The organism is Thermodesulfovibrio yellowstonii DSM 11347 (assembly GCF_000020985.1).
In the GTDB taxonomy this organism is placed as follows: Bacteria; Nitrospirota; Thermodesulfovibrionia; order Thermodesulfovibrionales; family Thermodesulfovibrionaceae; genus Thermodesulfovibrio; species Thermodesulfovibrio yellowstonii.
On the sequence record NC_011296.1, the window covers coordinates 213436 to 240137 of the forward strand.

The 26702-nt window shown below is 32.3% G+C and carries 30 protein-coding genes; 17 read left to right on the forward strand and 13 right to left on the reverse strand.

From position 1 onward, the window contains the following. The first annotated feature begins 81 nt into the window (after nt 1–81). From THEYE_RS01035 to THEYE_RS01070, 8 genes are read left to right on the forward strand one after another with little or no spacing between them, the layout of a single operon-like run. Entirely contained in the window at nt 82–1401 is a 1320-nt protein-coding gene (locus THEYE_RS01035) for a hypothetical protein (RefSeq protein ID WP_012545942.1), read from the forward strand. Continuing rightward, nucleotides 1376–1936, forward strand: coding sequence for a hypothetical protein (locus tag THEYE_RS01040; RefSeq protein WP_028842218.1), 561 nt, complete (start codon nt 1376–1378; stop codon nt 1934–1936). The genes THEYE_RS01035 and THEYE_RS01040 overlap by 26 nt, the downstream gene beginning before the upstream one ends. Beyond that, nucleotides 1920–2351: a hypothetical protein gene (locus tag THEYE_RS01045; protein WP_012546181.1), complete on the forward strand. Its 432-nt coding sequence runs from the start codon at nt 1920–1922 to the stop codon at nt 2349–2351. Before THEYE_RS01040 ends, THEYE_RS01045 begins: the two co-directional genes overlap by 17 nt. Beyond that, a complete protein-coding gene (gene mshL / locus THEYE_RS01050; RefSeq protein ID WP_012545709.1) occupies nt 2327–3943 on the forward strand; it encodes a pilus (MSHA type) biogenesis protein MshL in 1617 nt (538 codons plus the stop codon). Before THEYE_RS01045 ends, mshL begins: the two co-directional genes overlap by 25 nt. Beyond that, complete coding sequence (locus tag THEYE_RS01055; RefSeq protein WP_012546442.1) at nt 3940–5580, forward strand: GspE/PulE family protein; 1641 nt, start codon at nt 3940–3942, stop codon at nt 5578–5580. The genes mshL and THEYE_RS01055 overlap by 4 nt, the downstream gene beginning before the upstream one ends. Beyond that, nucleotides 5577–6788, forward strand: coding sequence for a type II secretion system F family protein (locus tag THEYE_RS01060; RefSeq protein ID WP_012545964.1), 1212 nt, complete (start codon nt 5577–5579; stop codon nt 6786–6788). The genes THEYE_RS01055 and THEYE_RS01060 overlap by 4 nt, the downstream gene beginning before the upstream one ends. Before the next feature lies 1 nt (nt 6789). Next, the gene (locus THEYE_RS01065) at nt 6790–7614 is read left to right on the forward strand and encodes an ExeA family protein (RefSeq protein ID WP_012546779.1); all 825 of its coding nucleotides are present in this window, start codon (nt 6790–6792) and stop codon (nt 7612–7614) included. A gap of 22 nt (nt 7615–7636) precedes the next feature. After that, entirely contained in the window at nt 7637–8188 is a 552-nt protein-coding gene (locus THEYE_RS01070) for a hypothetical protein (RefSeq protein WP_012545263.1), read from the forward strand. Here THEYE_RS01070 and THEYE_RS01075 read toward each other — a convergent pair. The 13 genes from THEYE_RS01075 to THEYE_RS01140 are packed head-to-tail and all read right to left on the reverse strand — an operon-like array spanning nt 8185 to nt 20360. Then, the gene (locus THEYE_RS01075) at nt 8185–9849 is read right to left on the reverse strand and encodes an ATP-dependent helicase (RefSeq protein ID WP_012546358.1); all 1665 of its coding nucleotides are present in this window, start codon (nt 9847–9849) and stop codon (nt 8185–8187) included. The genes THEYE_RS01070 and THEYE_RS01075 overlap by 4 nt on opposite strands. Next, entirely contained in the window at nt 9850–11112 is a 1263-nt protein-coding gene (locus THEYE_RS01080; protein WP_012545257.1) for an endonuclease Q family protein, read from the reverse strand. A gap of 2 nt (nt 11113–11114) precedes the next feature. Next, nucleotides 11115–11822, reverse strand: a complete 708-nt coding sequence (locus THEYE_RS01085; RefSeq protein ID WP_012546198.1) for a lysophospholipid acyltransferase family protein — start codon at nt 11820–11822, stop codon at nt 11115–11117. Continuing rightward, the gene (queC, locus tag THEYE_RS01090; protein ID WP_012545080.1) at nt 11819–12493 is read right to left on the reverse strand and encodes a 7-cyano-7-deazaguanine synthase QueC; all 675 of its coding nucleotides are present in this window, start codon (nt 12491–12493) and stop codon (nt 11819–11821) included. Before queC ends, THEYE_RS01085 begins: the two co-directional genes overlap by 4 nt. Beyond that, nucleotides 12490–13083 (reverse strand): glycerol-3-phosphate 1-O-acyltransferase PlsY, encoded by a 594-nt coding sequence (plsY, locus tag THEYE_RS01095; protein WP_012545962.1) that lies wholly within the window; start codon nt 13081–13083, stop codon nt 12490–12492. The genes queC and plsY overlap by 4 nt, the downstream gene beginning before the upstream one ends. After that, complete coding sequence (gene pgsA / locus THEYE_RS01100; RefSeq protein ID WP_012546842.1) at nt 13080–13616, reverse strand: CDP-diacylglycerol--glycerol-3-phosphate 3-phosphatidyltransferase; 537 nt, start codon at nt 13614–13616, stop codon at nt 13080–13082. The genes plsY and pgsA overlap by 4 nt, the downstream gene beginning before the upstream one ends. Beyond that, on the reverse strand, nt 13597–14595 hold the full coding sequence (gene rfaE2 / locus THEYE_RS10375) for a D-glycero-beta-D-manno-heptose 1-phosphate adenylyltransferase (protein WP_012545750.1): 999 nt from the start codon (nt 14593–14595) through the stop codon (nt 13597–13599). The genes pgsA and rfaE2 overlap by 20 nt, the downstream gene beginning before the upstream one ends. Then, nucleotides 14588–14998 carry an NUDIX hydrolase gene (locus tag THEYE_RS01115; protein ID WP_012546746.1) on the reverse strand — a complete coding sequence of 137 codons (411 nt, stop codon included), beginning with the start codon at nt 14996–14998 and terminating at the stop codon, nt 14588–14590. The genes rfaE2 and THEYE_RS01115 overlap by 8 nt, the downstream gene beginning before the upstream one ends. Further along, nucleotides 14998–16062 (reverse strand): RIP metalloprotease RseP, encoded by a 1065-nt coding sequence (gene rseP / locus THEYE_RS01120; protein ID WP_012545838.1) that lies wholly within the window; start codon nt 16060–16062, stop codon nt 14998–15000. The genes THEYE_RS01115 and rseP overlap by 1 nt, the downstream gene beginning before the upstream one ends. Continuing rightward, complete coding sequence (locus THEYE_RS01125; protein ID WP_012546435.1) at nt 16059–17204, reverse strand: 1-deoxy-D-xylulose-5-phosphate reductoisomerase; 1146 nt, start codon at nt 17202–17204, stop codon at nt 16059–16061. The genes rseP and THEYE_RS01125 overlap by 4 nt, the downstream gene beginning before the upstream one ends. A 9-nt stretch (nt 17205–17213) precedes the next feature. Further along, on the reverse strand, nt 17214–18002 hold the full coding sequence (locus tag THEYE_RS01130; protein WP_012545594.1) for a phosphatidate cytidylyltransferase: 789 nt from the start codon (nt 18000–18002) through the stop codon (nt 17214–17216). Next, nucleotides 17983–18690, reverse strand: coding sequence for an undecaprenyl pyrophosphate synthase (locus tag THEYE_RS01135; protein ID WP_012545912.1), 708 nt, complete (start codon nt 18688–18690; stop codon nt 17983–17985). Before THEYE_RS01135 ends, THEYE_RS01130 begins: the two co-directional genes overlap by 20 nt. Before the next feature lie 2 nt (nt 18691–18692). After that, a complete protein-coding gene (locus tag THEYE_RS01140) occupies nt 18693–20360 on the reverse strand; it encodes an FG-GAP repeat domain-containing protein (protein ID WP_012545024.1) in 1668 nt (555 codons plus the stop codon). Nucleotides 20361–20505: 145 nt separating this feature from the next. Between THEYE_RS01140 and lptC the strand changes: the two genes are divergently transcribed. From lptC to atpH, 9 genes are all read left to right on the forward strand, one after another. Next, on the forward strand, nt 20506–21024 hold the full coding sequence (lptC, locus tag THEYE_RS01145) for an LPS export ABC transporter periplasmic protein LptC (protein WP_012546228.1): 519 nt from the start codon (nt 20506–20508) through the stop codon (nt 21022–21024). Further along, the gene (gene lptA, locus THEYE_RS01150; RefSeq protein ID WP_012545095.1) at nt 21005–21487 is read left to right on the forward strand and encodes a lipopolysaccharide transport periplasmic protein LptA; all 483 of its coding nucleotides are present in this window, start codon (nt 21005–21007) and stop codon (nt 21485–21487) included. The genes lptC and lptA overlap by 20 nt, the downstream gene beginning before the upstream one ends. After that, nucleotides 21484–22221, forward strand: a complete 738-nt coding sequence (gene lptB, locus THEYE_RS01155; RefSeq protein ID WP_012546539.1) for an LPS export ABC transporter ATP-binding protein — start codon at nt 21484–21486, stop codon at nt 22219–22221. Before lptA ends, lptB begins: the two co-directional genes overlap by 4 nt. Next, on the forward strand, nt 22221–23636 hold the full coding sequence (gene rpoN, locus THEYE_RS01160) for an RNA polymerase factor sigma-54 (protein WP_012546561.1): 1416 nt from the start codon (nt 22221–22223) through the stop codon (nt 23634–23636). Before lptB ends, rpoN begins: the two co-directional genes overlap by 1 nt. Before the next feature lie 11 nt (nt 23637–23647). Next, nucleotides 23648–24169 (forward strand): ribosome hibernation-promoting factor, HPF/YfiA family, encoded by a 522-nt coding sequence (gene hpf / locus THEYE_RS01165; RefSeq protein ID WP_012546709.1) that lies wholly within the window; start codon nt 23648–23650, stop codon nt 24167–24169. Nucleotides 24170–24181: 12 nt separating this feature from the next. Next, on the forward strand, nt 24182–25033 hold the full coding sequence (gene rapZ, locus THEYE_RS01170; RefSeq protein WP_012545545.1) for an RNase adapter RapZ: 852 nt from the start codon (nt 24182–24184) through the stop codon (nt 25031–25033). 126 nt (nt 25034–25159) lie between these two features. Continuing rightward, entirely contained in the window at nt 25160–25579 is a 420-nt protein-coding gene (locus THEYE_RS01175; protein WP_012544957.1) for a F0F1 ATP synthase subunit B, read from the forward strand. Between the two features lie 11 nt (nt 25580–25590). Then, on the forward strand, nt 25591–26157 hold the full coding sequence (atpF, locus tag THEYE_RS01180; protein WP_012545851.1) for a F0F1 ATP synthase subunit B: 567 nt from the start codon (nt 25591–25593) through the stop codon (nt 26155–26157). Further along, nucleotides 26154–26699: an ATP synthase F1 subunit delta gene (atpH, locus tag THEYE_RS01185; RefSeq protein WP_012546284.1), complete on the forward strand. Its 546-nt coding sequence runs from the start codon at nt 26154–26156 to the stop codon at nt 26697–26699. The genes atpF and atpH overlap by 4 nt, the downstream gene beginning before the upstream one ends. Nucleotides 26700–26702: the final 3 nt, after the last annotated feature.

Genomic DNA, 26702 nt, shown 5'->3' on the forward strand with positions numbered 1-26702 from the left:
GTATAAATTCAAAAAAATCAAAATCTATGATAAATCTTATGTTATAATTTTGAAGTAGTAATTCCTCTGAGGGGAAATTAAATGCTGAATAAAGCTTACTTAAGCATAGAAGGAAAATATGTAAAAGCTGTTATAACTAAAAAAAATATTGAAAATGCTCAATTTTTAGAGTTCCATGTTGATGAACTTCTTGATTTTATTAAAGAAAATTCAATAAAGGAAGTTTATATGTCTGTTTCTTTCTCGGAACTATATACATTCAAACTTTCTTTCCCATTTCAGATTTCTGAGAAGAAAAAAATTCTTGAGAAGTTGGTATTTAATGAAATAAGAAAAATATATCCAAATATTCAGCGTTTTTCATTTATGTATGAGACATATATGGCTGATTCAAGAACCTGGATTCGCTGCTACATGATACCAGAATCTTCTTATCAGTTTATTGAAGAATTTATTGAAGCAAGAGTCAATATAAAAGCCCTTTATCCCTTGCATATTCCTTTGATTTTTTTAGTAAACTCTGTTTCAGAACTTATAGAAAAAAATAAAATAGTTTGCTTTTTTTCAGGAAAATCAAGATTTCTTTTTGTTTTTGAAAAAACTGAGATGATTCTTATGAGAGAGTTTGAAGGAAGTGAAGATTTAACGGATGAAGATATAATCAATATAAATATGACAATGAACTATTCAATCCAAAATTTAAGAGTTATTCCTAATGAGGTTATTCTCATAGGAGTAAAAAAAAGAGAGCTTTCAGGTCTCAGTCTTCCTTACAGATTTCTATCAATCTTACCAGAATATGAGAAATATACAGTGCCTCTTATTATGGTATTGTCAGGAGAAGATTTAAAACGCAAAAGTATTTTACCAGAACAATACAGAAGATTTAAAAAAACAATTAAGTACTTAAACTATGCCAGTTTTGTTTTTATCATAACTATGATAGCTTTATTTGGTTACAATCTGGAATCTTTTTATAAAATAAAATCCATATACAGTTCAATGATTTCTCAAAGACAATACGTATTAGAGCATGAGCAGGAATTTTTTGATATTGACAAAAAAATAAAAAAATTTGAAACCGAAATGAAACCCTTCATTGAATTGCAGAACAAAAGAAATTCCATGGTTGATATGAGATATCTTCTTAAGAGTATCGGTCAAGCTAAAACAGAATTCATTCAGATAATTTCAGTAGAAATATTGAATGCAGAAAAACCTGAACTAAAAATAAAAGGTAAAAGCATAGGAAAGAGTTTTTCGGAAAGGCAAATGTCTTATTTAAATTTTAAAGCTTCTCTTGAACAAGGGGGTTTTAAGATTATCAATGAAAGCTGGGATATTACAAAAGGAGAGCTAAGTATAGATGCAATTTATGAACATACAAGAGTTTTACAATAAAAAAATCGGGAAAAAAGTTCTCTTTGTAACAATACTTTATGCTATTTGCATGTTGTGTTTTTCTCTTTTAATTTATCTTAATAAAACAGAGAAATCTTTAAAAGGAGATTTAGCTTTAATCAGCAAAGTAGAGCAAAAAATAAATCAAAGCATTAAAATAAATAAAAAAATTGATGCAATAAAAATTCCTGTAAATTCAGAGAATTTTTCCAATGATACAGTTCCTAAAAAATCAAAAAGGAATTCTGAAATTTTCGCTGCTCAATATATAGATATTTTAAGAACAAGATTTCCCGAGTTTACTATAGAAATATCAAATCTTAAAAAAGACCAAAAGCAGTTGAGTTTTGATGTGAGTTTGAAGTCTGAAACTTTATGGAATAGATTTATAGATATTTTGAGTTTTCTTGAAGAAACTGACTATCCTTTTGTTTTTATTAAATCAATAACGCTATCTTCTAAAGATAATACAATAGGGATTGATATCAAAGCTGAATTAAGGTTATTTTATCAAGAAGATGACAAGAGAGTTTAAAATTTCGCTTATTATTTTTCTACTTTCTACTTTAATATTTATAGTATCTTTAAAGCTTAAACCCCCTTCATTTATTACACAGACTGAAAAAACTATTGCAGAGTATCCTCTGCCTGAAATTACAATCAGAGAGAAATCGTTATTTGCTCATAATAGTTTGAATAATCCTTTTGGAATTTTAAAAACAGTGAAAATAGAAGAAGGACTTAAAGAACCTTTGAAACTAAAAGAATCTCCTTTGCCAATCCTGTCATTTATCTATGAAGGCAGATATAAATATGCTGTAATAGGAAATTCTATTGTCAGAGAGGGAGACTCTATTAATGGATACCAGATAAAAGGTATATTTAAAGACAAAGTTTTAATTCAAGATAAAAAGGGAGAAACAAAATGGTTAAAGCTGGAAAATTATTGATATTGCTTCTTTTGTTTCTTCATGCATGTAGTGGCATGGAGATGAAAGGAGAGATAAAGATTCCGCATATTGAGTTTCCCAAAAAAGAAGAAGTAGCAAAAAAAGAAGTTCCACCAGACTACAGAATAGAAACTGAAGACATAACACCACTTAAGATGAAAAGGGTTTCTGTAAATGCAAGGCAGACTCCGATGAGGGATATTTTGCTTGTCTTATGTAAAGATGCTGGTTTAAATCTTGTTATTGAAAAAGATGTTGACCCCAATGTTCCGATAACACTTTTTTTAAGTAATGTAACACTCAAAGATGCTCTTGATGCTGTTTTTTCTTCAACTGATTATTTTTATAAAGTTGAAAGAAATATGCTTTTGGTAAAAGATACAGATACAAAAATATTTCATCTGAGCACGATTCCAATTCAACAAAACTACTCAACAGATGTGGGGGGAGATATTCTTGGCGGAGTAACAGGTCAGCTTCCTGGTAGCACAACTACAGGTAGCACAAGCACCTCAGGCACCACAGGAACCACAGTCCTTAAAGGGAATATATCAAAATCTGAAAAAACAGATGATACAGCATATAAATTCTGGGATTCAATAGAAAGAGCTCTTTCTACAATTTTTGGAACATCTGCTGCACCCAAAGCTGTTACTCAACCAGCAACCGCGGGACAGCCGGCGCAGACAGCTATTGGTCAATCCCGTGAAAGTTATGTAATAAATAGAATGACAGGAACTATAATGGTTACCGCAACAAAGAAAAATATGAACAGAGTTCAAGAATATCTTGAAACTGTAAAAAAGGTTATGTCAAGGCAAGTTCTTATAGAAGCCAAAGTAATAGAAGTTGCCCTTTCAAAATCTTTAAAATACGGGATTGACTGGTCATTTTTAAGAGAGTGGACACATGGAACACATACATGGAGTATTGGAGGAGCAACTTCCGGATTTACAAATGTAATAGGTTCTGGGGATCCTTATTCCAAGATTCAATTTTCATTAACAACAACAGCTATAAAGGAATTTTCATCTTTAATAAAAGCTCTTGGAGAGTTTGGAGATGTAAGAACCCTTTCAAATCCTCGTGTTAGTATAATGAATGGGCAGACATCACTTTTTACAGTAGGAAGAAATTACTCATTTATATCAAAAGCTCAGAGCAATGTTACAACATCAGGGACAGGTTCACCAATAATAACTTATACAGTTGAAACAAGTAATCTTCTTTCAGGTCTTATTATTGGTATAGTGCCTTATATTGATGAAAAAGGTGAAATTTCTCTAACAATTACACCAATAGTGTCAAATTTGATAGAAATGCGATCAGCAACTTTTGGCTCTTCAGGTGCTGAAACAACAATTCAGCTGCCGAGAGTGGATTTGAGAGAACTCAGCACAACAGTTAAGGTGAAAGATGGAGAAATTATAATAATTGGTGGAATGATTAAAAAGGAAGAGAGTTTTTCGGAAAATAAAATGCCTCTTTTAGGAGATATTCCTGTGGTTGGAGAACTTTTTAAAAGCAAAGATAAAGAAGAAACAAATACAGAGCTTGTAATACTTTTACAACCAAGGATTATTCCGCAATGAGACTTGGAGACATTTTATTAGAAAAAAAGTTATTAACAGAGCAGGAACTTAATATAGCTTTAAATGTTCAGAAAATAACAGGTCAGGTTCTTGGAAAGTGTTTAACATCACTTGGATTTATTACATCCTCAGAACTTGCAGAAGTTCTTGCAATTCAGCATGGTCTTGAATATATAAATATAAGAGAGCATCCAATTGAAATGGGACTTCTTAAAGTTTTTCCAAAAAATGTTACAGAATCAGCAAGATTCCTTCCAATTGAAGAAACAGACGGAATCATTAAAATAGCAGTTACTGAGCCAAGTAATATTGTTGCTCTTGATAAAGTAAGAACAATAACAGGAAAGAAGGCAAAGCCTTATCTTACAGATGAAGAAGGTTTTATAGATATACTTGAGAAAGCTTACTATTTTTTAGAAAATCCAACAGAAAAAATTATAGAAGATGCGATAAATTTGAGCTTAACAACGGGTGTAATCCCTCCTGATAGTTTTCCTCGTATTGTTGATGCTGTTTTAGCAGAAGGGATAAGAAGAGGAGCAACAGATATCCATATAAATTTAAATGCTGGTGTTGTAAGTATATTCTATAGAGTTAATGGTATTTTAGAGCCAGGTTATTTCCTCCCAAAATCAATACATACAGGATTGATATCAAGGATAAAGATTCTTTCAAGGCTTGATATAGCTGAACAGAGGCTTCCTCAGGATGGGTCATTCATCTTTACATTTATAGGTAAAAAATATGAAGTAAGAGTATCAACTATTCCAACAGTAGAAGGAGAAAGTGTTGTATTAAGAATACTTTTTGGAGGTTCAGAGGAATTTTATAGTCTTAATAAACTTGGTTTTAATCAAACTCTTTCTTCAAGCCTTAAAACGCTTATAAAAAAACCCAATGGCATAATGCTTGTAGTTGGACCAACAGGTTCTGGAAAAAGTACAACTCTTTATGCATTGATAAGGGAAATCAACAGACTTCAGAGAAGTGTTATAACAATTGAAGATCCTGTGGAATATAGAATAAGTTTTGCAAAACAAAGTGAAGTTAATGAAAAAATCGGCTATGACTTTGCACTTGCAGGAAGAAATTTTATGAGGCATGACCCTGATATAATTCTTCTTGGCGAAATTCGTGATGAAGAAACAGCTAAGATTGCTATAAGAGCCTCAATTACAGGACATCTTGTTTTAAGTACCCTTCACACTTCTGATGCAGTAAGCTCCATTCCAAGACTTTTTGATCTTGGTGCTGATAGATTTCTTCTTAGTTCATCTTTGCTTGCAGTGCTTAGTCAGAGACTTCTGAGAGAAATATGCCCATTCTGTAAAACTTCAAGGGATTTAAATGAAAGGGAAAAAGAAATTTTTGTTTCAGCAGGACTGCATTGTGAAAAAATCTATTATGGCACAGGCTGTAAAATGTGCAGAAACACAGGTTTTCTTGGTAGGGTAGCAATAGGAGAGCTTATGATAATAAATGAAAAAATAAGGGACATGATTTATGAAGGAGCTTCATTTAATGCACTCACAGAGGCTGCAAAAGAACAGGGGATGGTTCCTTTAATGATTGATGGATTAAAGAAAGTTGCAGAGGGAGTTTCAACACTTGATGAAGTTGAAAGGATTGTAGGATGAGTGTTTTTATATACAAAGCAGTTAATGAACAAGGGAAAGTCTTTAAGGGCTTCATTAAAGCAGAAAACTATGGTGAGGCTGTAAATCTTCTTGGAATGAAAAACATTTATGTGTTATCTCTTTCAAAAATCCCAGCTATTTTTACCCCCCTCATAAGTTTTTTCTCAGGCAGGATAAAAAATGTTAATTTAATTGAGTTTGCAAGAAATCTATCTATAATGCTTAAAGCAGGTATTCCTCTCACTACAGCCCTTACAGATATAGCTGAAAATATAACAAGAGAGAGGTTTAAAAGAGTCATCTCAGATATTAAAACTATGGTTGAAAAAGGAATGCCATTTAATGAGGCAATATCAATGCATAAGGAAGTTTTCCCTTCAGTGGTTCAATATCTTATAAAAATTGGTGAGGAAACAGGACGTCTTGATAAAAGTCTTGATGAAATAGCAAACTATTTTCAAAGAATTGAGGACTTAAGAGCAGCTATAAAAAGAGCACTTATTTATCCCATATTCGCTGCAGTTGTTTCATTTGGCGCTGTTTGTTTTTGGCTTATATATGTTCTTCCGCAGATTGTAAATGCAATGAAAGGTATGGGAATAGCAATTCCATTTATTACTCAACTTTTGATTCAGATAGGAAGCTTTTTGAAAAAATTTTTTTATCTTTTACCTCTTTTGCCTTTGATTTTTTTTCTTTCCATGCCATTAATCAAAAAAAATGAGAAACTAAAATGGATAAAAGATTTTCTTTTATTTAAATTGCCAGTAATGAAACAGATATTTTACAATAGAGCAGTTGCTTTATTTTCAGAGCAGATGAGAATACTTACAGTAACAGGAGTGCCAATTGATGTAGCGTTAGATATGACAGCAGAAGTTGTGAACAATGAAATAATGAAAAAGGCAATAAATAATGCAAAGGAAAAGATTGTTACAGGTGAGAGAATTTCTCAGTCTCTCAAAGAACAAAGGATTTTTCCTTCAATGGTAATAAGGCTTATAGATATTGGTGAGACTTCGGGTAATCTTGATGAACAACTTGGATTCCTAAATAATTATTACACCTCAAAGCTTCAGGAATACTCTGTAAGACTTGGTAAAATTATAGAACCTGTAATGATTTTATTTATTGGGCTTTTTTTTGCAGTAATTTTTATAAGCCTTTTAAGCCCGCTTTATGATTTAATATCAAGACTGGGGAGATAAAATGGAGTATTTTGATTTCTATAAATTCAAAGAAGACCCATTCGGTATAACACCTGACCCGGATTTTTTCTATCCTTCAAAAAGTCATATTGAAGCTATTGAGTCTATCAAATATCTTATTCAGAAGGGTGAGGGATTTATGCTTATTACAGGAAATCCTGGCACAGGGAAAACTACGCTGATAAGAAAAGTTCTAACAAATTTTAAAGAAGAAAAAATATTTCCAATTGTGATATATAACTCTTCACTCACTCCTGATGAATTACTCAGAGGAATAATTTATAAATTGAGTAATCAGGATAAAGAGATTGATTTGAATAAGTTTCAAAATAAACTATCAATAGTTGAATTTCTTACAGAGTATTTTAAAAACAGAAAACTTTCAGGTTATAAAAATCTTCTCATAATTGATGAAGCACAGGATATGCCTGAGGAAACTCTGACAGAAATAAAACATCTTTCAAATATTGAAACAGAAAAAGAAAAACTGCTTCAGATTATTTTATTTGCTCAGCCCTATTTTGAAGATCTTCTTTTAAAATCTAAATATTCACAGATAAACCAAAGAATAAGCCTTAAGGTTAGACTATATCCTCTTGCTAAGGAAGAAGTTGATGATTATATAAAATTTAGACTTCAAAAGGCTGCTGAAACACCTGTATATTTTAAACGAGGAGCAATCAGACGTATATACAAAGCATCAAAAGGTATTCCAAGAGTTATAAATCTCATATGTTCAAGGGCTTTGATGGTTGGATATATTAAAAACTCTTATAAGATTAAAAAATCTTATGTAAAGTCAGCTCTAAAACATCTTCATCTATAAGATTTGTTTTATAATATTTCAAATGGAAAAATTTTCTTTGATTAACAAAGGAGAAATACTTCTCTGGAATAATATTGAGGAACTAAAAAAACTTGTAGATAAAGTTGATTCATTTTTTAAAAATTTTCCTGAAGTTTTTGAGGATTCCATATCCTTATCAAGAGAGATTAAAAACATTATTTTAAAGCTTGATCCATTTATTGAGCTTTATGCAAGAAAAACTTGCCCAAAATGCTCAAATATCTGTTGTCTTAATAAAAATAGCAGATATGAATATGATGACCTTATCTACATTTTAGCCTTAAGAGAAGAATTTCCTGTACCAGATAGAAATCTTAAAGAAAAAGAGCCATGTTATCTGCTAACTGAGAAGGGGTGTAAAATTCCAAGATATCTCAGGCCACTTAGATGTAACTGGTATTTTTGCTCTGATATTTTAAAGGAAATGGAGGCATCACCTGCCCGTGCTTTCAGAGAATTTTCAAATGCATTTAATAGAATGCTTTATTTAAGACAACATATGCTGAATTCTTTTTTCCAATCACTATCCAATTTAAAGGGATTAGAAAACTAAAAAAGTCCATTCTGTTTAGGAACATCTTTCTTAATTCTGACTTCTTTTATCGCTATACACTCTGATGGTATCTCTTTTATAAAAGAGGAAATAGGTAGGGATAACTTTTTACCATTGATCAATCTGTTTTTTGCATGGATTATTATTAAGTCATTCATCGCACGGGTCATTCCAACATAAAAAAGTCTTCTTTCTTCTTCTAAGTCATAATCCGAACTAAGAGTGTAGGGAACAAGTCCTTCTTCAAAGCCTGTTATAAAAACAACAGGGAATTCAAGTCCTTTTGAAGCATGAAAAGTAAGAAGACTTACTGCATTTAGGTTTTCAGGGAAAAGGTCAAAAGATGTAAGTCCTGAGAGTTCATCAATAAATGCGTGAATTTGTTCTAAGAGTTTGCCTGTATCGTATGATTTTGAAATATTTTTTAACATTGAAACCTCTAAGTCATTAAGTCCTTCCAGTATTCCTGAAGATTCAAGAAATTCAGATAGACGTATGTCTTTTAAAATTTTTTTTGATGTATATCCCCCTGATATAAGTTCAGTAAGTTTTTTTACAATTGAAGCTATCCATGTTTCAGTATCTCTTCTGATTGTTTTTACAGGGATTCCTGCTTTAGCCAAAAAATCTTTAATAATTTTCAGTTGCCTGTTTGTTCTTGCCAGCACAGCAAAATTTGAAAATGTACATTGAGTTTCTTCTCTGTTTCCATAGGTTTCTGTGAAGTCTGATGCGCCAAGTCTTGATTTTATTTCTTTAACAATGGTTTTCCCCTCATCATATTCATCCTCAACCTCAATCAAAGTTAATTTAGAGCCTTTTTGTCTTAAGGGTTCAATTTTCTTTGAAAATCTTTTTATGTTAGCTGTAATAAATTTATTTGAAGCATATATGATATTTGCCTGTGAACGATAGTTTAAAGATAAGTTTATCAGAGTTAAATTTTTGAAATCTTTAGGTAAATTTAGAAAAAGATCAATTTCCGAACCTCTAAATGAGTAGATGGCTTGGTCAGGATCGCCAAAAACTGATAAAGAACCTTCTTTTTTAAGAAGTTTTTTAATAATTTCATACTGGATTTTATTGATATCCTGAAACTCATCAATAATTATATGAGAAAAAAGAGGAGGAATTATTTTTTTATTGAGTAAATGCAAGGTTTTAATCAATAGATCATCAAAGTCAAGAAGATTTAATTCTATTTTTTTCTGTTCGTATTTTTCATAAAATTCTGTAGTTTTTTCATCAAGATTTAACCCTGTATTTTTAAATTTTGTTATTTTTTCAATAATTTTGTCTGGATTTTTATTGCTAAGAACAGAAATAATTTCTTTTTGCATTGCTCTGGTACAGATTTTAAAATATTTTTCTTTTTCAGGAAGGAACTCTCTTAAAAGTTTTATGCATAAAAGATGAAAAGTGCCTATAAAAGGCAAATCTTCTTTTTTATGCAAATTGTTTAAAACTCTCTCTCTCATTTCAATAGCAGCTTTCTGAGTGAATGTAAGAGCAGCTATTTCTTCTGGATTTATACCACTATTTAAAAGATGGATAATTTTTGCTGTAATTGTAAGAGTTTTGCCTGTTCCAGGTCCTGCTAAAATGCATAAATATCTGTCTGAAGTTTCAACAGCTATTTTCTGATTTTTATTCAGATTCATCTAAAAAAGAATTGTCTGTCCTTTTATTTCTGTTTCCATGTTTTCACCAAATACTCTTATTCTGCCATATTCTCCATCATATCCTGGCTCTAAAAGCACCTTTCCTAATCGCATTCTTTCAATTGCCTCAGATAGCTTTGAGTCAAATTTATCAATTTCAGATAAATTTTTATTCAGTAATATTTCATATTCACTGCCAAGTTTGATGATTGCTTTCATGTAACTATTAAATACTCCTTTGCTCTGGACTGAACAGTTATTTATTTCTGCAATAATTTCTTGCAAAGGAATTATTGACTTATATGGAACTGCCTGTGGTGGTTTAAATCCTTCTTCACGATCAGATAAAACTTCAACTCTGTGCATAACGCCTACTGTAACTTTTTTACCACAGACAGGGCAGAGGTAGTTTCTTTTGATTGTTTCCTTAGGTGAAAGCCTAATGCCACAGACTCTGTGTCCATCATAGTGATATTTACCTTCTTCAGGGAAGAACTCTACAGTACCAAGGAAGCCTTTACCTGTTTTGATAGCATTTATAATGGATTTGTAACTTAATTCTGTATCTAATATATTTGCTTCTCTTCCTATTTTTGCTGGTGAATGGGCATCAGAGTTTGAAATGAGAATAACCTTATCAAGCTTGCTTAATCGCCAGTTCATTGGAGGGTCTGAACTGAGTCCTGTTTCTATTGCATAGATATGAGGTGTTAGTTCTTCAAAACATTCTTCAAGACTGTCAAAGCCTGACTGAGAACCAAAGACTGAAAAATGAGGAGTCCATGCATGAGCAGGAATAATCATGGATTCAGGAGAAACCTCTAAGATAATCTGCATAAGCACTTTTGCATCTATTCCAAGAATTGGTCTTCCATCGGAAGTAAGGCTGCCTATTTGAGAAAGAGCATAGTTTATCTTTAAAACATCCTTTAGTGAAGGGGACAGTATCACAAGATGAATTTTCCTTAATTTGCCATTTTTTTGATAAATACAGCTTATCTCAGAAGAAAGGATAAAATATACCTCATCTTTACATGACTCTGGTACTTCAATTCTAAATTGCTTTTTTAGAGTAAAGAGTCCATTTCCTTCTTCATTAAGTTTATTTTCAATTTCTTTGAGCCATTCAGGATGTGTAAAATCACCTGTGCCGATTAATTTAATTCCCTTAATCTGAGCCCATTGTTCAATTGTTTCAAGATTCATATCCTTGCTGGTTGCACGAGAGAATTTTGAGTGAATATGAAGGTCTGCATAAAACATAGTTAATTATAACATTTTCTCAATGAATGCTCTATGAACTCAATAATTTGAAGGTGTTCTTTAATCCCTTTATTTTCAATATATAAAGGCTTTCCTATAAAAAAGCAAATAGGCTTTGTTGGGTCAATTTTGCCAAAATCTTTAATTATTTTACCAACACCCCATGCATCTGTTCTTAAAGCTATTGGAACAGCTGGAACATTTGCTTTTTTTGCCAGCTTTATCCCCAATGTATTGAATCTGGAAGGTTCAAAGACAATCTCTCTTGTTGCCTGAGGAAAGACTATTACAGATATGCCTTCCTGTAACCTTTTAAATCCATCTTGAATTACTATTCTATAATCTTCTTTTGGGTTTTTTCTTGTAACAGGAATTGGCTTTAGAGCTGCTAAGATTTTTCCGAAAAATGGATATTTAAGTAAGGATTTTTTTACAACAAAAGTTACTTTAAATTCCTTGCCAATAACTGCAGGGAGCACAAGTGTTTCAAGAGTGCTCATATGGTTTGCTATAAAAACACATGGTGGTTTTAAATCTTTTAAATTTTCTTTCCCTTCAATTGTAACTTTACAGCCTACATCTCTCATCATATCAAGAATTTTTAATCCATCAATAACAAGTTCTTCATAAGTATATTTTCCTCTGTTAGCCTTGAAAGCACTTAATATAATTTTTTTAATTACATTTGTATGCAGTCTGAGAGTTATCATTTAACGAGAGGGTCTATTATTCCAGCTTCTTTAAAGCCCTTTAGTCTATAAATACAGCTTGGACATTTAAGACAAGGTGAAGGATTTTCAGGATCACCCTGAGGATCATAACAACTCCATGTAAGAGAGTAATCTAATCCAAGTTCTATACCTTTTTTGATTATTTCTGATTTTGTTAAATAAAGAAGCGGTGCATTTATTTTGAATTTGAGGGTTCCTTCAACAGAAATTTTTGTTGCAAGATTTGCCATTCTTTCAAATGCTTGAAGATATTCAGGTCGGCAATCAGGATAACCTGAATAGTCAACAATATTTGCTCCTATAAAAATATTGGGACATTGAAGTACTTCTGCCCAGGCTAATCCAAAGCTCAGAAATATAGTATTTCTTGCAGGAACATAGGTGATAGGTATTCCTTCAATTTCTTCTTTAGGAATTTCCATCTTGGATGTGAGAGCAGAACCTCCGATTTTTCTTAAATCAAAAGAAACAATAAGGTGCTCTTTTACTCCAATGTGTTTTGCTACTTTTTTTGCTGCTTCAATTTCTATTTTATGTCTCTGACCGTAGTCAAAGGAAAGGGCATAACATTCAAATCCTTCTGATTTTGCTATAATAAGTGTAGTTGATGAATCAATACCTCCACTAAGTAGTATCACAGCTTTTTTCATTTTTTATCTCCAATTTTGAGTTCAGTTCCTTTTAATAATCTTTTTATGTTTTGTATATGTCTCAGGTATATAACAGTAGTAAATAAAAAGGCAAAAAATTTAATTTCTTCAGGATAGTCTAAAAGAAAAACATTCATAGGCAGTAAAGCAAAAGAGATAAGCGCACTGAGAGAGGAGATTTTACTTATTTTAAATGTTATTATCCATATGAGAATTGTGATTAAACCTGCTAATGGCATATAGGCTAAAAGCACTCCAATTGAAGTTGCAACACCTTTCCCTCCTTTAAATTTTAGAAAAGGCGTATAACAGTGTCCAAGAATAGAAAAAATTCCTACTAATCCTATTAAAAATAGATTGTCTCCGTAAGAAGGTATTATTTTTACAACTAAAACAGGGATAGCTCCTTTTGAAATATCAAGTAAAAGTGTAATTAATGCTTCTTTTTTCCCTATAGCTCTTAAAACATTGGTTGTTCCTATATTTCCACTTCCAACGTGCCTTAGGTCAATTCCTTTTAATTTACCAATTATGTATCCCCATGGAATAGAACCAAAAAAGAATGCGAATAAAAATAAAATAAGACTCATTTAATATTCCTCCAGAAATAGAAAAGATACTTAATTGCTGAATATACTGCTACAAATGTGGCAATGTAAATTAAAATAAGTCCTACATCATAAAGGTCTAATCCATATATTTCTTCTGCTATAAAAAGAAATAAAATAGCTATCATCTGTAAAACAGTTTTTGCCTTACCTGCTTTTTCAGCAGGAATAATCACTCCTCTTGAAAGTGCATAAAAACGTAGAGTTGTAATAATAAACTCTCTCAGAATTATTATAGTAGCAATCCATGCAGGAACTCTTACCAGATCAACAAGGATAATCAAAGCAGTGATTACAAGGAGTTTGTCTGCGATAGGGTCTAAAATTATGCCTAATTTTGTAATTTGCTTGAATTTTCTTGCTAAATAGCCATCAAGAAAATCAGTGATTGATGCAATAAGAAATAGAAAAGCTCCTAACTGAGGATTTGCAGGAGCCTCAATTATAAAAATAGGAACTATCAATATTCTTATGATTGTTAATGTTGTGGGAAGATTAAAGGTTTTTATATTCATCTACAAATTTATCCCATAATCCTTTTGCTTTCAATATAATATCACATAACTCTCTTACAGCACCCTGTCCAGCTTTTTGTTCAGTCACATAGTTTACTCTTTTTTTAACTTCTTCATGAGCATCCTGAGGACATACTGAAAGACCTACTCTGTCCAAAATTGATAAATCAATTATATCATCTCCCATAGCTGCGATTTCTTCTTTTTTGAGATTGTATTTTTCAACTATTTCATTGAAAATTTTAAGTTTTTCCCTCGTGCCCTGATAAACTTCAGCTATTCCCAGTTCTTTCATTCTTCTTTCAAGAGCTTTTGAGTGTCTTCCTGTTATTACAGCTAAATTTATTCCTGATTTATGAAGCATAACCAGCCCGTGCCCGTCTCTTACATTAAAAATTTTCAGCTCATTATTTTCATTGTCAAGAATGATGCCTCCAGAAGTTAAAACTCCATCCACATCAAGAATTAAAAATTTTATATTCTTTGCCTTTTTAATTATTTCATCAGAAAGATTTTTAGTTGTGTAGTTTTTTAAAATTCTTTCAATTATTCCAGTTGTTGAAATGCCTTCAATATATGGAAGGCTGTGGACTTCCTTTACTAATTCAGCACCAACAATGTTTTCAACTTTCCAGTCACCACCTTTAACCAAAACATCAGGTTCAAGAAATTTAATAAGATTATAAGGTGTTTCCTCATCAAAAAATGTAACAAAATCAACCATTTCAAGTGATGAAAGAACTTCTGCTCTTTCATTCTCTGGATTTATAGGTCTTAATGGTTTGATTTTTTTGACTGATTTGTCGGAGTTTAATCCTATCACAAGAATATCGCCTAACTTTTTTGCTTCTTTAAGATATCTGACATGTCCTACATGAATAATATCAAAACATCCGTTAGTGAAAACAATCTTATTGCCCTGTTTTTTTAGGTTATCTATTTCATTTTTTAGTTTCATTGCATGGACAATCTTACCCATTAATTTTCTCCATAGCTTTCTTTAAAATTTCTTTATCACTTTTGTATGTAAGTTTTTTCAGAGCTTCTTGGATGGTAAACCATTGAGCAGAACTAACTTCCCAGTCAGGATTTACCTGGCCTCCTGTATATTCAGCAAGAAAATATTTTACAGTTTTAAAATATCTTTCACCTTCCATTATGAACCAATAGGATACTTCACCCAATTCATCTACAATTTTCACATCAACCCCTGTTTCTTCTTTTATTTCTCTTAAGGCAGTTTCTTTTGGGTCTTCTTTTTTTTCAACAAGTCCCTTAGGAAGAGCCCATACTTTTCCATCCTTTGTTGAAATTAATAGAATTTTTACATTACCATCTTCAATTTTATAGACTATTCCGCCTGCTGAAAATGCTCTTTTCATTATGGCATCTTTGAGGGATTTAAAAGTCTTATAATATCATTATAAAATGCAAGCATCATAAGCGCAATAAGGAAGGCTATGCCTATTTTTTGAGCAACTGCAACAAATTTTTCACTTAAAGGTTTTCTCCTAATCCCTTCTATCATGAAAAACAGAATATGTCCACCGTCAAGCACAGGAATTGGTAGTAAATTAAGCACACCGAGATTAATGCTTATTATGGCTGCAAAACTCAAAAAACTTACCAACCCCTGTTCAGCAGTTTTTCCTGCTGCTTGAAATATAAGTATAGGTCCTCCAATAACATCTGTGGATACAACTCTTTGAAATATTTTTACGATTGTTAGGTAAGTAAGCTCTACAATTTCATAACACTTTTGAAATGATTTAGTTACGGCTGTTATTGGGTCTTCTTTTTTAATATAAAACTCATCAGCTGGCTTTATTCCAATCTGCCCTACAACAACTTTTTCTCCAAAAAGATTTTTAGCTTCCTTTGCTTGCGGAGTTATTTTAAGATTTAATATTTCGCCCTTTCTTTCTATTTTAAAGATGAGCTCTTTGTTGGGATTTTGCTGTATGAATTGAGCCATATCAAACCAGTTATTAATTTTTTGACTATCTAATTCAATAATTCTATCTCCCTTTTCTAATCCAGCTATTTTTGCTGGAGAGTTTTCTATTATTTCTCCTATGATTGGTTTAAGAACAGGAACACCATGAACAAAAATAACCCAGAATAGCAATACAGCGCCAAATATATTAAAAAGCGGACCGGCAAGCACAATGAATATTTTTTTATAAACAGGCTGATGTTTAAATGATCTTTTTTCATCAATTATTTCATCTCCTACTTCTTCACCATACATTTTTACATATCCACCAAGAGGCACAGCACTTAAAAGATATTCTGTTTCCCCTATTTTTTTGCCGAGAATTTTAGGTCCAAAACCGATAGAAAACTTAAGCACTCTAACACCGCTTAGTTTAGCAGCTAAGAAATGACCAAGCTCATGAATGAATATTAAAAATCCAAAAAGAATAACTGCATAGATAAGACTCATTCTCCAATCTCCTTTTTTGCCATTTTTCTTGCCCAGCTATCAGCTTCAAGAACTTCTTCTATACTGCTGACAGAAACAATTTTGTGGGCATCCATGACTTTTTTTATTATTTTATATATCTCTTTAAATTTTAACCTTCCAGACAGAAAAGCTTCAACAGCTACTTCATCTGCTGCATTTAAAACTGCTGGCATGCTCCCTCCTGCATTCAATGCTTCATAGGCAAGTTTAAGGCAAGGGAAAACTTCTGTATCTGGAATTTCAAATTGTAGCTTAGTTGTGATACTCCAGTCTATTGGTGGAACAATCTCTGGAAGTCTTTCAGGAAAGGAAAGCGCAAGTGCAATAGGTGCTTTCATATCAGGATTACTCATCTGAGCAAGATATGTTCCGTCAATAAATTCAACAAGACAGTGAATAATACTCTGTGGATGAATCAAAACACCAATATTTTCTGCGGGCATATCAAAAAGATAGTGCGCTTCAATTACTTCAAAACCTTTATTCATAAGAGTCGCTGAATCAATTGTTATTCTTTTCCCCATTTTCCACTTTGGATGATTTAAAGCCTCTTGAGGAGTAACATTTTCTATTTCATAGCTTTTTTTGCCTCTAAACGGACCACCTGATGCTGTAAGCCAAATTTTCTTTATATAGGGTTTATTACAACCATTGATGCATTGGAAAACTGCACTATGTTCACTGTCAACAGGAATAATTTTTGCTCCACTTATTTTCCCTTGTTTTTTTATTAACTCACCTGCCATTACAAAGCTTTCTTTATTGGCAACTCCTATTGTTTTTCCTTCTTTTACTGCTTCAAAAGTAGGGATAAGACCTGCAGCACCTACTATAGCTGAAAGAATTATATCTGCTTCTTTTAGTTTTGCAAGTTTACAAATTCCTTCATTTCCTTTAAGTATTTCTAAATTTTTGACTTTTTTCCTTAATTCGTCACAGGCTTTTTTATCAAATACTGCTACATATTGAGGGTTAAATTCTTTAATCTGTTCTTCCAGAATATTAACACTGCTTTTTGCAGCAAGTCCTAATACTTTAAATTTATCTGGGAATTTTCTTATTACTTCAAGAGCGTTTTTTCCTATTGAACCTGTACTGCCAAGTATAACAACCTTTTTCAAACTCCCCTCCTAAATAAATCTCATTCCAAAATAAAGTATCGCTCCTGCAAAAAGTATGGCATCTATTTTATCAAGAATTCCACCGTGTTCTGGGAAAATAAAGCTTGAATCCTTAACTCCAGCATCTCTTTTAAACATGGACTCTACAAGGTCACCAAATATTGAGATAAAACCAATCAGTAATCCAGCTACAGCAAGACTTAAAAAAGTTTTGTTAATTAAGATATAGCCTAAAATTATAGATGCCAGACTGCCTCCAAGTAGTGAACCATAAGCTCCAGCCCATGTTTTTTTGGGACTTACCTCAGGATAGAGTTTACGATTTCCCAGACCTTTGCCTATATAATAAGCAAAAGAGTCCGCTGCCCAGACCACACCATAAAGATAGATTATCCACTGCCATCCATGTTCTCTTAAAAACCACTGAAAAGAAATCAGAGTTGGAATATATAGAAGTCCTATAATTAAAGGAGAGATTTCCTGTAGGGCACTATGAGGATCTTTTTTTGACAGTAGTCGGATAACTGTAATTACTATAAAAGTTAAGGCGTAATAGTGTAATGCATATTGAAAATTGAAGCAGTTTAACAGAAAAATAATCAATGAAATAATAACACCTAAAGCAATCCAGAAAGAGGAAGTTCTATACATTTTTAGAAACTCCCACATTCCAATAATATTTACAACTGCTAAAAGACCAAGAAAGCAATATGATGGAAGTTTAATGATAAATAAAACTAAAATTGGTAAAGCAACAACTGCAACAAGAATTCTTTTTTTATGGCCTTGTAAACTCACTTACTTTTCCAAATCTCCTTTGTCTTTTTTGAAAATCAAGAATTGCTTCTGTAAACTCTTCTTCAGTAAAATCTGGCCATAGAGTTTGACTGAAATAAAATTCTGAGTATGCAGACTGCCATACAAGAAAATTACTGATTCTTTGTTCACCTGAAGTTCTAATTATAAGGTCAGGTTCAGGAATTCCTGCTGTATCAAGCATGGAAGAAAAAAAATCTTCATCAACTTTTTCAGGGACTGTATTGTTTATAATAATTTTTTTAACAGCTCTTATAATCTCATCCCTGCCTCCGTAGCTAATTGCAAACTGCGCAATCAGTTCTTTACATTCACTGGTTGCTGATTCTGTCTCTTCTATTACATTGAGAATATTTTTTGGAATCATGTCACGATTTCCTATCATTTTAAATCTAACTCCTTGGGATATAAATGTTTGAGTTTCTTTCCTTAAATGATTTTGAAGTAAATCCATTATAATTTCAACTTCTTTTTTGGGCCTTTGCCAGTTTTCAATTGAAAATGCATAGAAAGTAAGAACATCTATATTTAATCTAATAGCAGAGCGGATAATTTCTTTTACTTTTTCTACTCCTCTTTTATGCCCTTCATATCTTGGTAGTCCTCGCAACTGCGCCCATCTTCCATTTCCATCCATTATTATTCCAACATGTTTTATAAATCTGCTCATTTTTAATACTTAAAAGAAAGGATATGCAGAATTGTTTCAAAGGGACTTTCTCCCTGAAGAATTCTTTTAGGATTAAAGCCAAAAGGAGGCTTCACCAGAACAAATAGTTTATCTGATGATACAGCATAGTCAAGTATCTCGCCTGACATCTCGTCTGTTATATCTGTTTGTTCTATTCCTATTCCTGTCCACTGAAGTAACTGAAGTTTAGAACTTCTATATCCGAAAGTTGAGGCATTTACAAAACCTAAAAGAGGTTTCTTCTCAATAACAATTACTCCATTGCTTAATGGCTTAATTCTACTTTGAACCTTCCATTTTCCAAGACTTAACATGGCTATTCCCGTTTGTTTTTCATACTGAAGTCCGAATCCCATTGGTTCTTGTGAACGCCAAAGCGGGATTCCTTTGTTGTTGTATACTGCAAGTGAGCCATCATCTTCCCATTTAAAAGTAGTATCTCCAAATATGTAAAAATCATAAATATTTGCCTTTACAGGCAGTTTAAGAATGCTATTTTTTTGATATGTTGATTTTTGTGGCAGTATATAAAAAATTTCACCATTAAATCCCTCAGAGGGAGAATAAGCCTGTGCAATAAGACTACCATCATAAATTCTTAAAAATATATCATTTATTCTTGAGATTTCAACAAATCCATCTCCAACCCATTTAATTATTGATGAGACAACTCTATCATCTTTTTTGATTGTTACTATTATTTCATCTTTACCATCTTTATCAATATCCCCTGTATCAAACCATAATATATCTCCACCTATGGGTATTAGGTAGTTGCTTTTGAGTTTTAGATCTACATCTATAAGATATAGACTTATTTCATTATCAGATGCTATTAAAATTTGATTTTGACTGATACCATCAAAATTTCCTGTTGCAACTCTATTAACTCCTCTTGATAATCTAAATGAAAGAAGAGTATGACCTTCAGGAACTATCAATGAAGCATATTTTTTCCTTAATTCATTGATGGCTACAGCAGAAAGTTCGGTTTCTGATCTGGACAGAAGTTTTTTATCCTTTATCCAGTAAAGTTCTTGAGTAAGTTTGATATTTCCATTTTGTTTTGATTGTTTAAGCAGCAGAACAACATCAGCATTTTGCGGTTCTTTTAAAAGATTGTCTACTTCATTTATATTTACAGGAGCATTTATAAGTTCAAATCTTTCTGTATTTTTTAGTTCTCTGTAATAACCTTCACCAACTGCCCATTCTGTATTTCCTTGAGCATATAAAATTTTGATTTTTGATTTAGGTATTTTAAATAAAAGAGAGTTTTCTTTTGGTAAATTAATATTTCCTTCTATGATTATAGCTTTGGAAGAGTTTTCTTCAACGCTTACAACCTCTGCAGAGCCAATTATTTTTTCAGATTTACCTATAATCTGCCTTGTAACAGGATGAATTAAAGGCATGGTTTCTTCAAAAAGAACTACCCTTTGTCCCTTTTTTATTCCATCTTTAGCTCCTTTATCAAAAGTTAATTCATTATTTTCTAATTTAATAACCTTGCCAGTAATTATAGGGAAATATGATAAAAGACTTTCTTTAAAGTTTTGAAAATAATCAACCTGAGCATAACCTTGTTTTGTTAGCAAGATGAAAAGAAAAAGAAATAAAAATATTGAACACTTTTTAAAGTAATGCATTTTAAAGTTTATACTAAATACCTTTTTGAAGTCAAAAATTTTAATGATTAGTAAAGAATGCTATATTTCATCTACTGCCCCTTCAATCCAGTTTCTTTATCCAGAGTATTATCTAAGAGGTTTTTTATGGTATATTTAAACAGAGATGAAAAAATTCATATTAATTTTTGCTGCTATAGTTGTTATCGCAATTTTACTTATAACTCTTGATTATATGGATAAAGAATCTCAAATAAAAGTAAGGGTCTCAATGGAAGGCTCTTTTTTTAAAGATGCAGAATTTATTCAAAAAAAGGATGGGCAGGTGAAGCTACAACTTTCCTCAAAAGAAGCTTTTATGAGCGATGATGGAAAATTAATGGATATGAAATATCTCACTATGTTTTTTCCTGAAAAGGAATTTACTGTAAAGTCTCAAAGAGGATTTTACTATCCTGAATCAGGTGATCTCATTTTGACTGATGGAATTGAAGGGCTTTCAAAGGATTATAGAGTTTATGGCACAGAAGCATACTGGAGTGCAAAGGACAAGACCCTTTATTCAGAGAAACCCCTTAAAGTTGTAAGTAGTAAATTTTCTATAGAAGGAAGTTCTGGTAAAGCCAGTGCAGATTTGATAGAATTAAAGAAAGGGGTGGTAGCAATTGTCTATTCCAAGAAGTAGTCTTATAGCTATATTAATTTTTCTTCTTTTTATTAATCCAGTTCTTGCTGAAGAGAAAAAGGAAATGCCTCAACCTATAATAATAACTTCAAAAACTCTTATTAATGACAGCAAAGCAAAGACAGCGACATTTGAAGGAGATGTTGTGGCTAAAAGAGGAGAAGTTACTTTATATGCTGCCAAAATGATTGTATATTATGAAGATGAACAAAAAGGCGGTAATATAAAAATGATAGAAGCAATAGGAAATGTAAAGCTTGTAAAAGGAGATAGAGTTATAACATCCCATAAAGCAACATACTATCCTGAACCAGAGGAACGAGTAATTTTCACAGGAGAACCCAGGGCAACAGAAGGGAAAAATCTTGTTACAGGAGAAAAAATAACATATTTTATGAAAGATGACAGGTCATTGGTAGAAAAAAGTAAAGTTTACTTGAAAGAGAAAAAATCAGAAAAATGAGCAATACTCTGAAAGTTGAAAAATTAAAAAAGAGCTTTGGTAAAAAGGAAGCGGTTAAAGGTGTCAGCTTTAAAGTAGAAAGTGGAGAAGTTGTTGGTTTATTAGGACCTAATGGTGCAGGAAAAACAACAACATTTTACATGATAACAGGAATAATAAAGCCTGATAATGGAAACATTTTTCTTGATGATAAAAATATTTCATCAATGCCAATTTATGAGAGAGCAAAACTCGGATTAGGCTATCTTCCACAGGAACCCTCTATATTTAGAAAACTAACAGTTAGGGATAATTTAAAAGCTGTTCTTGAAATCAAATATGAAAATGATAAAGATGCTTTAGCTAAGATTGATGAAGAAGTTAATGATATTCTTAAAGAATTTAATCTGTTAGAGTTTGCGGACAGAGAAGGTTACAAGCTTTCAGGTGGAGAAAGAAGAAGAGCTGAGATTGCAAGGGCGATATCATTAAAACCGATTTTTATGCTTTTTGATGAGCCTTTTGCAGGCATAGACCCTTTGGCTGTGGTTGAATTAAAAAAAACAATAAAGCACCTTAAAGACAAAGGAATTGGAGTAATAATAACAGATCATAATGTAAGAGAAACTCTTTCCATAACAGATAGAGCTTTTATAATCCACAATGGTAAGCTGCTTGCTGAAGGCTCTCCAGATACTCTTGTTAATGATCCTGTTGTAAGAGAAGCTTATCTTGGAGAGGAGTTTAAACTATAATGGGACTTGAACAAAGAACTGATTTAAGACTTACTCAAAAACTGGCACTTACACCCCAGCTTCAACTTCAACTCAAGCTTCTTCAGTTACCACAGCTTGAGCTGAGTCAATATATTCAGCTTGAGTTAATGGAAAATCCAATACTTGAACTGGATGAAGAAACTGAAAATATTCAGGAAAATGAAGTTTCTTCTGAAGAATATGAAGAACCTGTAGCTGTTGATAAGCTGGAAAAAATAATGATAGATGAGTATTTTGCTGAAAGGGCAGATGATGGCAGAGATCTTGGCTATTTTAATCCTGGCGTAGAAGAAAAGCCATCTTTTGAACTTTTTTACTCCACAACTACTGACTTATGGGAACATCTATTGTGGCAATTAAGATTAAGTAAAGCTCCAGATAAAATAAGAGCAGTTGCTGAAGTGGTTATAGGAAATATTGATGAGGATGGGTATCTTAAGGCTACAGAAGAAGAAATAGCAAAAATGTCAGATACAGACAATGAAACTGTTAAACAGGCAATTGCTCTTGTTCAGGAATTTGATCCGGCGGGAGTTGCAGCAAGGGATATTAAAGAATGTTTAATCCTACAGATTAAAGCACTGGGACTGGGAGATACTCTGGTTCAATCTTTTATTGAAGAACATCTTGAAGATATAAAAAAGAAAAAATATGAAAATATCGCAAAAAGATTTGGCATTTCAATTGATGAAGTTATTAAGTCTGTAAAAATTATAGAGAAACTTGAACCAAGACCAGGGAGAAACTTTTCTAAAACACAGGTTAATATTCCGGTTCCCGATGTGTATGTAACTAAAGTTGAAGGTGAATATCAGATTATATTGAATGACGAAGGCATTCCAAAGCTGAGATTGAGCAAAATTTATAGAGAGCTTTTTACAGAAAAAAATCTGCCTGTTCAGGAAAAAAAGTATTTAAGAGAAAAGTTTAAAAATGCTGTGGAACTATTAAGGAGCATAGAACAGAGAAATAAAACAATTTACAGAGTAACCGAAAGTTTGGTTAAATTCCAAAAAGAGTTTTTTGATAAAGGAGTGAGTTATGTAAAACCTCTTAACTTAAAAGATATAGCACAGGACCTTGGGCTTCATGAAAGCACAATAAGTAGAGTAACTTCCAACAAGTATCTTGCTTGTGAACATGGCTTATTCAACTTTAGATTTTTTTTCAGTAATGCTCTATCATCTAATCATGGCGGTATTTCTACTACACTTGTAAAAGATTTAATTCAAAAGATTATAAATGAAGAAAACCATACAAATCCTTTGTCTGACAAGGAAATTTCAGATATGCTTAAAAAACAAGGTATAGATATTGCACGACGAACTGTTGCAAAATATAGAGAAGAACTCAAAATACCACCCAAGCCTTTAAGAAAACTAAAAAATTATTAAGGAGGAAAGATATGAAAATAACCATCAGAGGAAAGAACATTGACGTTACAGAAGCATTGAAGCAGTATATTGAAAAGAGAGTAACTAAATTTGAAAGATTTTTAACTGACACATCAGAGGCTATTGTAACAATAAGTACTGAAAAGTTTACGCATAAAATAGATGTTCTTCTAAAGGTAGATGGACATTTAATTCAAGCTGAAGGGAAGACTGAAGACCTTTATTCAGCAGTTGACCAAGTTGTAGAGAAACTTGAAAAGCAGGTATTAAAATATAAAGAAAAAGTCCAGAATAAGAATAAAAAAGAAACAATTAAATATCCATCCGCATTGTCCGAAGAAGTAGAGACTGCTAAGAGAATTGTTAAATATAAAAAATTTGATTTAAGACCAATGTCTCCTGAGGAAGCAGTAGACCAATTAGAACTTCTGGATAAAGATTTCTTTATCTTTATTAATTCATTCAGCGGAGATGTTAATGTTATATATAAAAGAAAAGATGGCAATTTTGGTTTAATTGAACCTGCCAGATAACCTTTAATTGCTTTGAATTTTGACAAATTCATAGTAATAGTAACAGGACTTTCAGGAGGAGGCAAGACAGTTACGCTCCGAACCTTAGAGGATATTGGTTTTTTCTGTGTTGATAACTTACCGCCTCCTATTGTATTAGAATTTCTGGGGATGTTGAATGAATATAGTAGTTTTAAAAATATTGCAATTGGAATTGATATCAGAGTCCAGCAATTCTTGGAAAAAGCAACAGAACTTATCAAAAGAATAAAAGATATTTATAAAATAGAAGTTTTATTTCTTGAGGCTGATGATGATACGATTCTCTTGAGATATAAAGAAACAAGAAGACCTCATCCCCTTTCAACTCATTATAACGATTTACATAAGGCAATCAAACAGGAAAGGGAGTTGTTGTATCCTTTGAGATGTTTGTCAGACAGAATAATTGATACATCAAATTTAAATCCTCATGAACTAAAATTTTTAATTCGCTCAATGTATGGAGCAGAAAAGATATCACCTTCAATAACTATTATTTCTTTTGGCTACAAAAAAGGTATTCCTGCCAATGCTGACTTAATATTTGACGCAAGATTTTTACCCAATCCATATTTTATCCCTTCTTTAACAGACCTTAATGGCAAAGATAAGCCAGTAAAAGATTTTGTATTAAAACAAAATGAAACAATTGAGTTTTTGACATATATCAAGAATTTTTTGAGTTTTGCGGTTTCAGGTTATAAAAGAGAAGGAAGAGCTTATGTAACAATAGCTATTGGATGCACTGGAGGAAGACACAGATCAGTGGTCTTAGTAGAAGAAATAGCAGATTACTTGAGAAGCCTTTCTCTTAATCCAGTTGTTATTCATAGGGATTTATAAGTAAATTTTAAGAAAACCATAAAAATTTAAAATCGCAAAATTTCTTGACAAAATAGACTCTGTATGGTATTCTTTTTTGCAGTTGTTTTTTAATCTCATAAAAATCTAACAGAAAGAAGGTGGGGTATGTTAGAGTTCAACAATTGGTTTTTTGTATTAATGGTTCAATTTTTTATTTTAATGTTTATTCTTAATGCTATTCTGTTTAAACCCATGATGGAGCTTTTCAGGCAGAGAGAACAAACAATTAAAGGCGCTCTTGAAGAAGCTCAACTTATGAACGAGAAGAAAGAAAAAGCGATTGCTCAGATGAATGCAGATTTAGCTCAAGCAAAAGCTCAGGCAAAGCAGATTATTAATGCCTTAAGGGAGGAAGGGCTTGCTTATCAGAGAGAGGTTGTTTCTAATGCTGAAAAAGAAGCTGTTCAGATGATTGAAAAAGCCAGGGCAGAAGTTAAAGCAGAAACAGACAAAATCAGAAATATGCTTAGACAAGAAGTTGAAAGGCTCTCTGAAGAAATTGTTAATAAACTGGTAAAGGCTTAAATGGAGGGGACATGAAAGGGAAAATGCTTTTAATATTCATGATGATAGTAATGATTGCATCTTCAGCAATGGCAGCAGAAGCAGAACATGCAGGAGGCGACTTAAAAGATTGGGCATTTAAGGTAATCAACTTTGCTATACTGGTTTTTATAATTGTTAAATTTTTAGGCAAACCTATCAAAAATTATTTTGCACAGAGAAAAGAGTTAATTGAAAAGAGCATTCGTGAGTCACAGGAAGCTAAGGAACTTGCTCAAAAAGCACTTCAAGAGGTAGAAGAAAAGCTTAAATTAAAAGATAAAGAAGTGCAAGATATTTTAGATACAGCTAAGAAGATTGGTGAGCAGGAAAAAATACAGATTGTTCAAGAGAGTGAAAAATTAAAAGAGAAAATTCTTGAGCAGGCAAAGACAAACATAGAGTTTGAAGTGAAGATGGCTAAGGATGCTTTGAGGCTTGAGGCTGCTGAGCTTGCAATTCAGTTAAGTGAGCAGAAATTAAAGGAGAAAATAACTCCTGAAGAGCAGGAAAAGCTTCTTCAGGAATCAATAAAAATAATAGAGGGGCGGAAAAATTGAGAAAGGTAAGAGGTGCAAAGGCAAAAAAATATGCTAAACAATTTTTAAGCCTGGTGAATATTGACCAGGTACCAGAAATTGTCTCTAAGTTGGAAACAGTTGTAATGCTTATGCAGAAGGAAAAGCAGTTCAGGAATATGCTTACTTCACCTTCTTTTAAGGACGAAGAGAGAGTTGGAGTCATTGGTTATCTTTGTGAAAAATTAGGGCTTCCAGAAGAAACAAAGAAATTCCTAAACTTTCTTAGTATTGAAGGGGTGCTGATAGGTTTGGGTGAGATTGTAAGATACATTAATGCGCTCTATCTGGAAGCTAAGAAGAAGGTTAAGGGAATTGTAACCTCAGCAGTAGAACTTCCCGAAAATATCAAGCAAAAGATTGTTGAATCACTTAAGGCAATTACAGGCAGAGATGTGGAATTGCAATATGAGATTGATCCTTCATTAATAGGTGGAGTAAGAGTTAAAGTTGGAAGCACAATGTATGATTTGAGTATAAAAGGCCAGTTGGGTCTTTTAAGAGATAAGCTTATAAAGGGGTGAAAA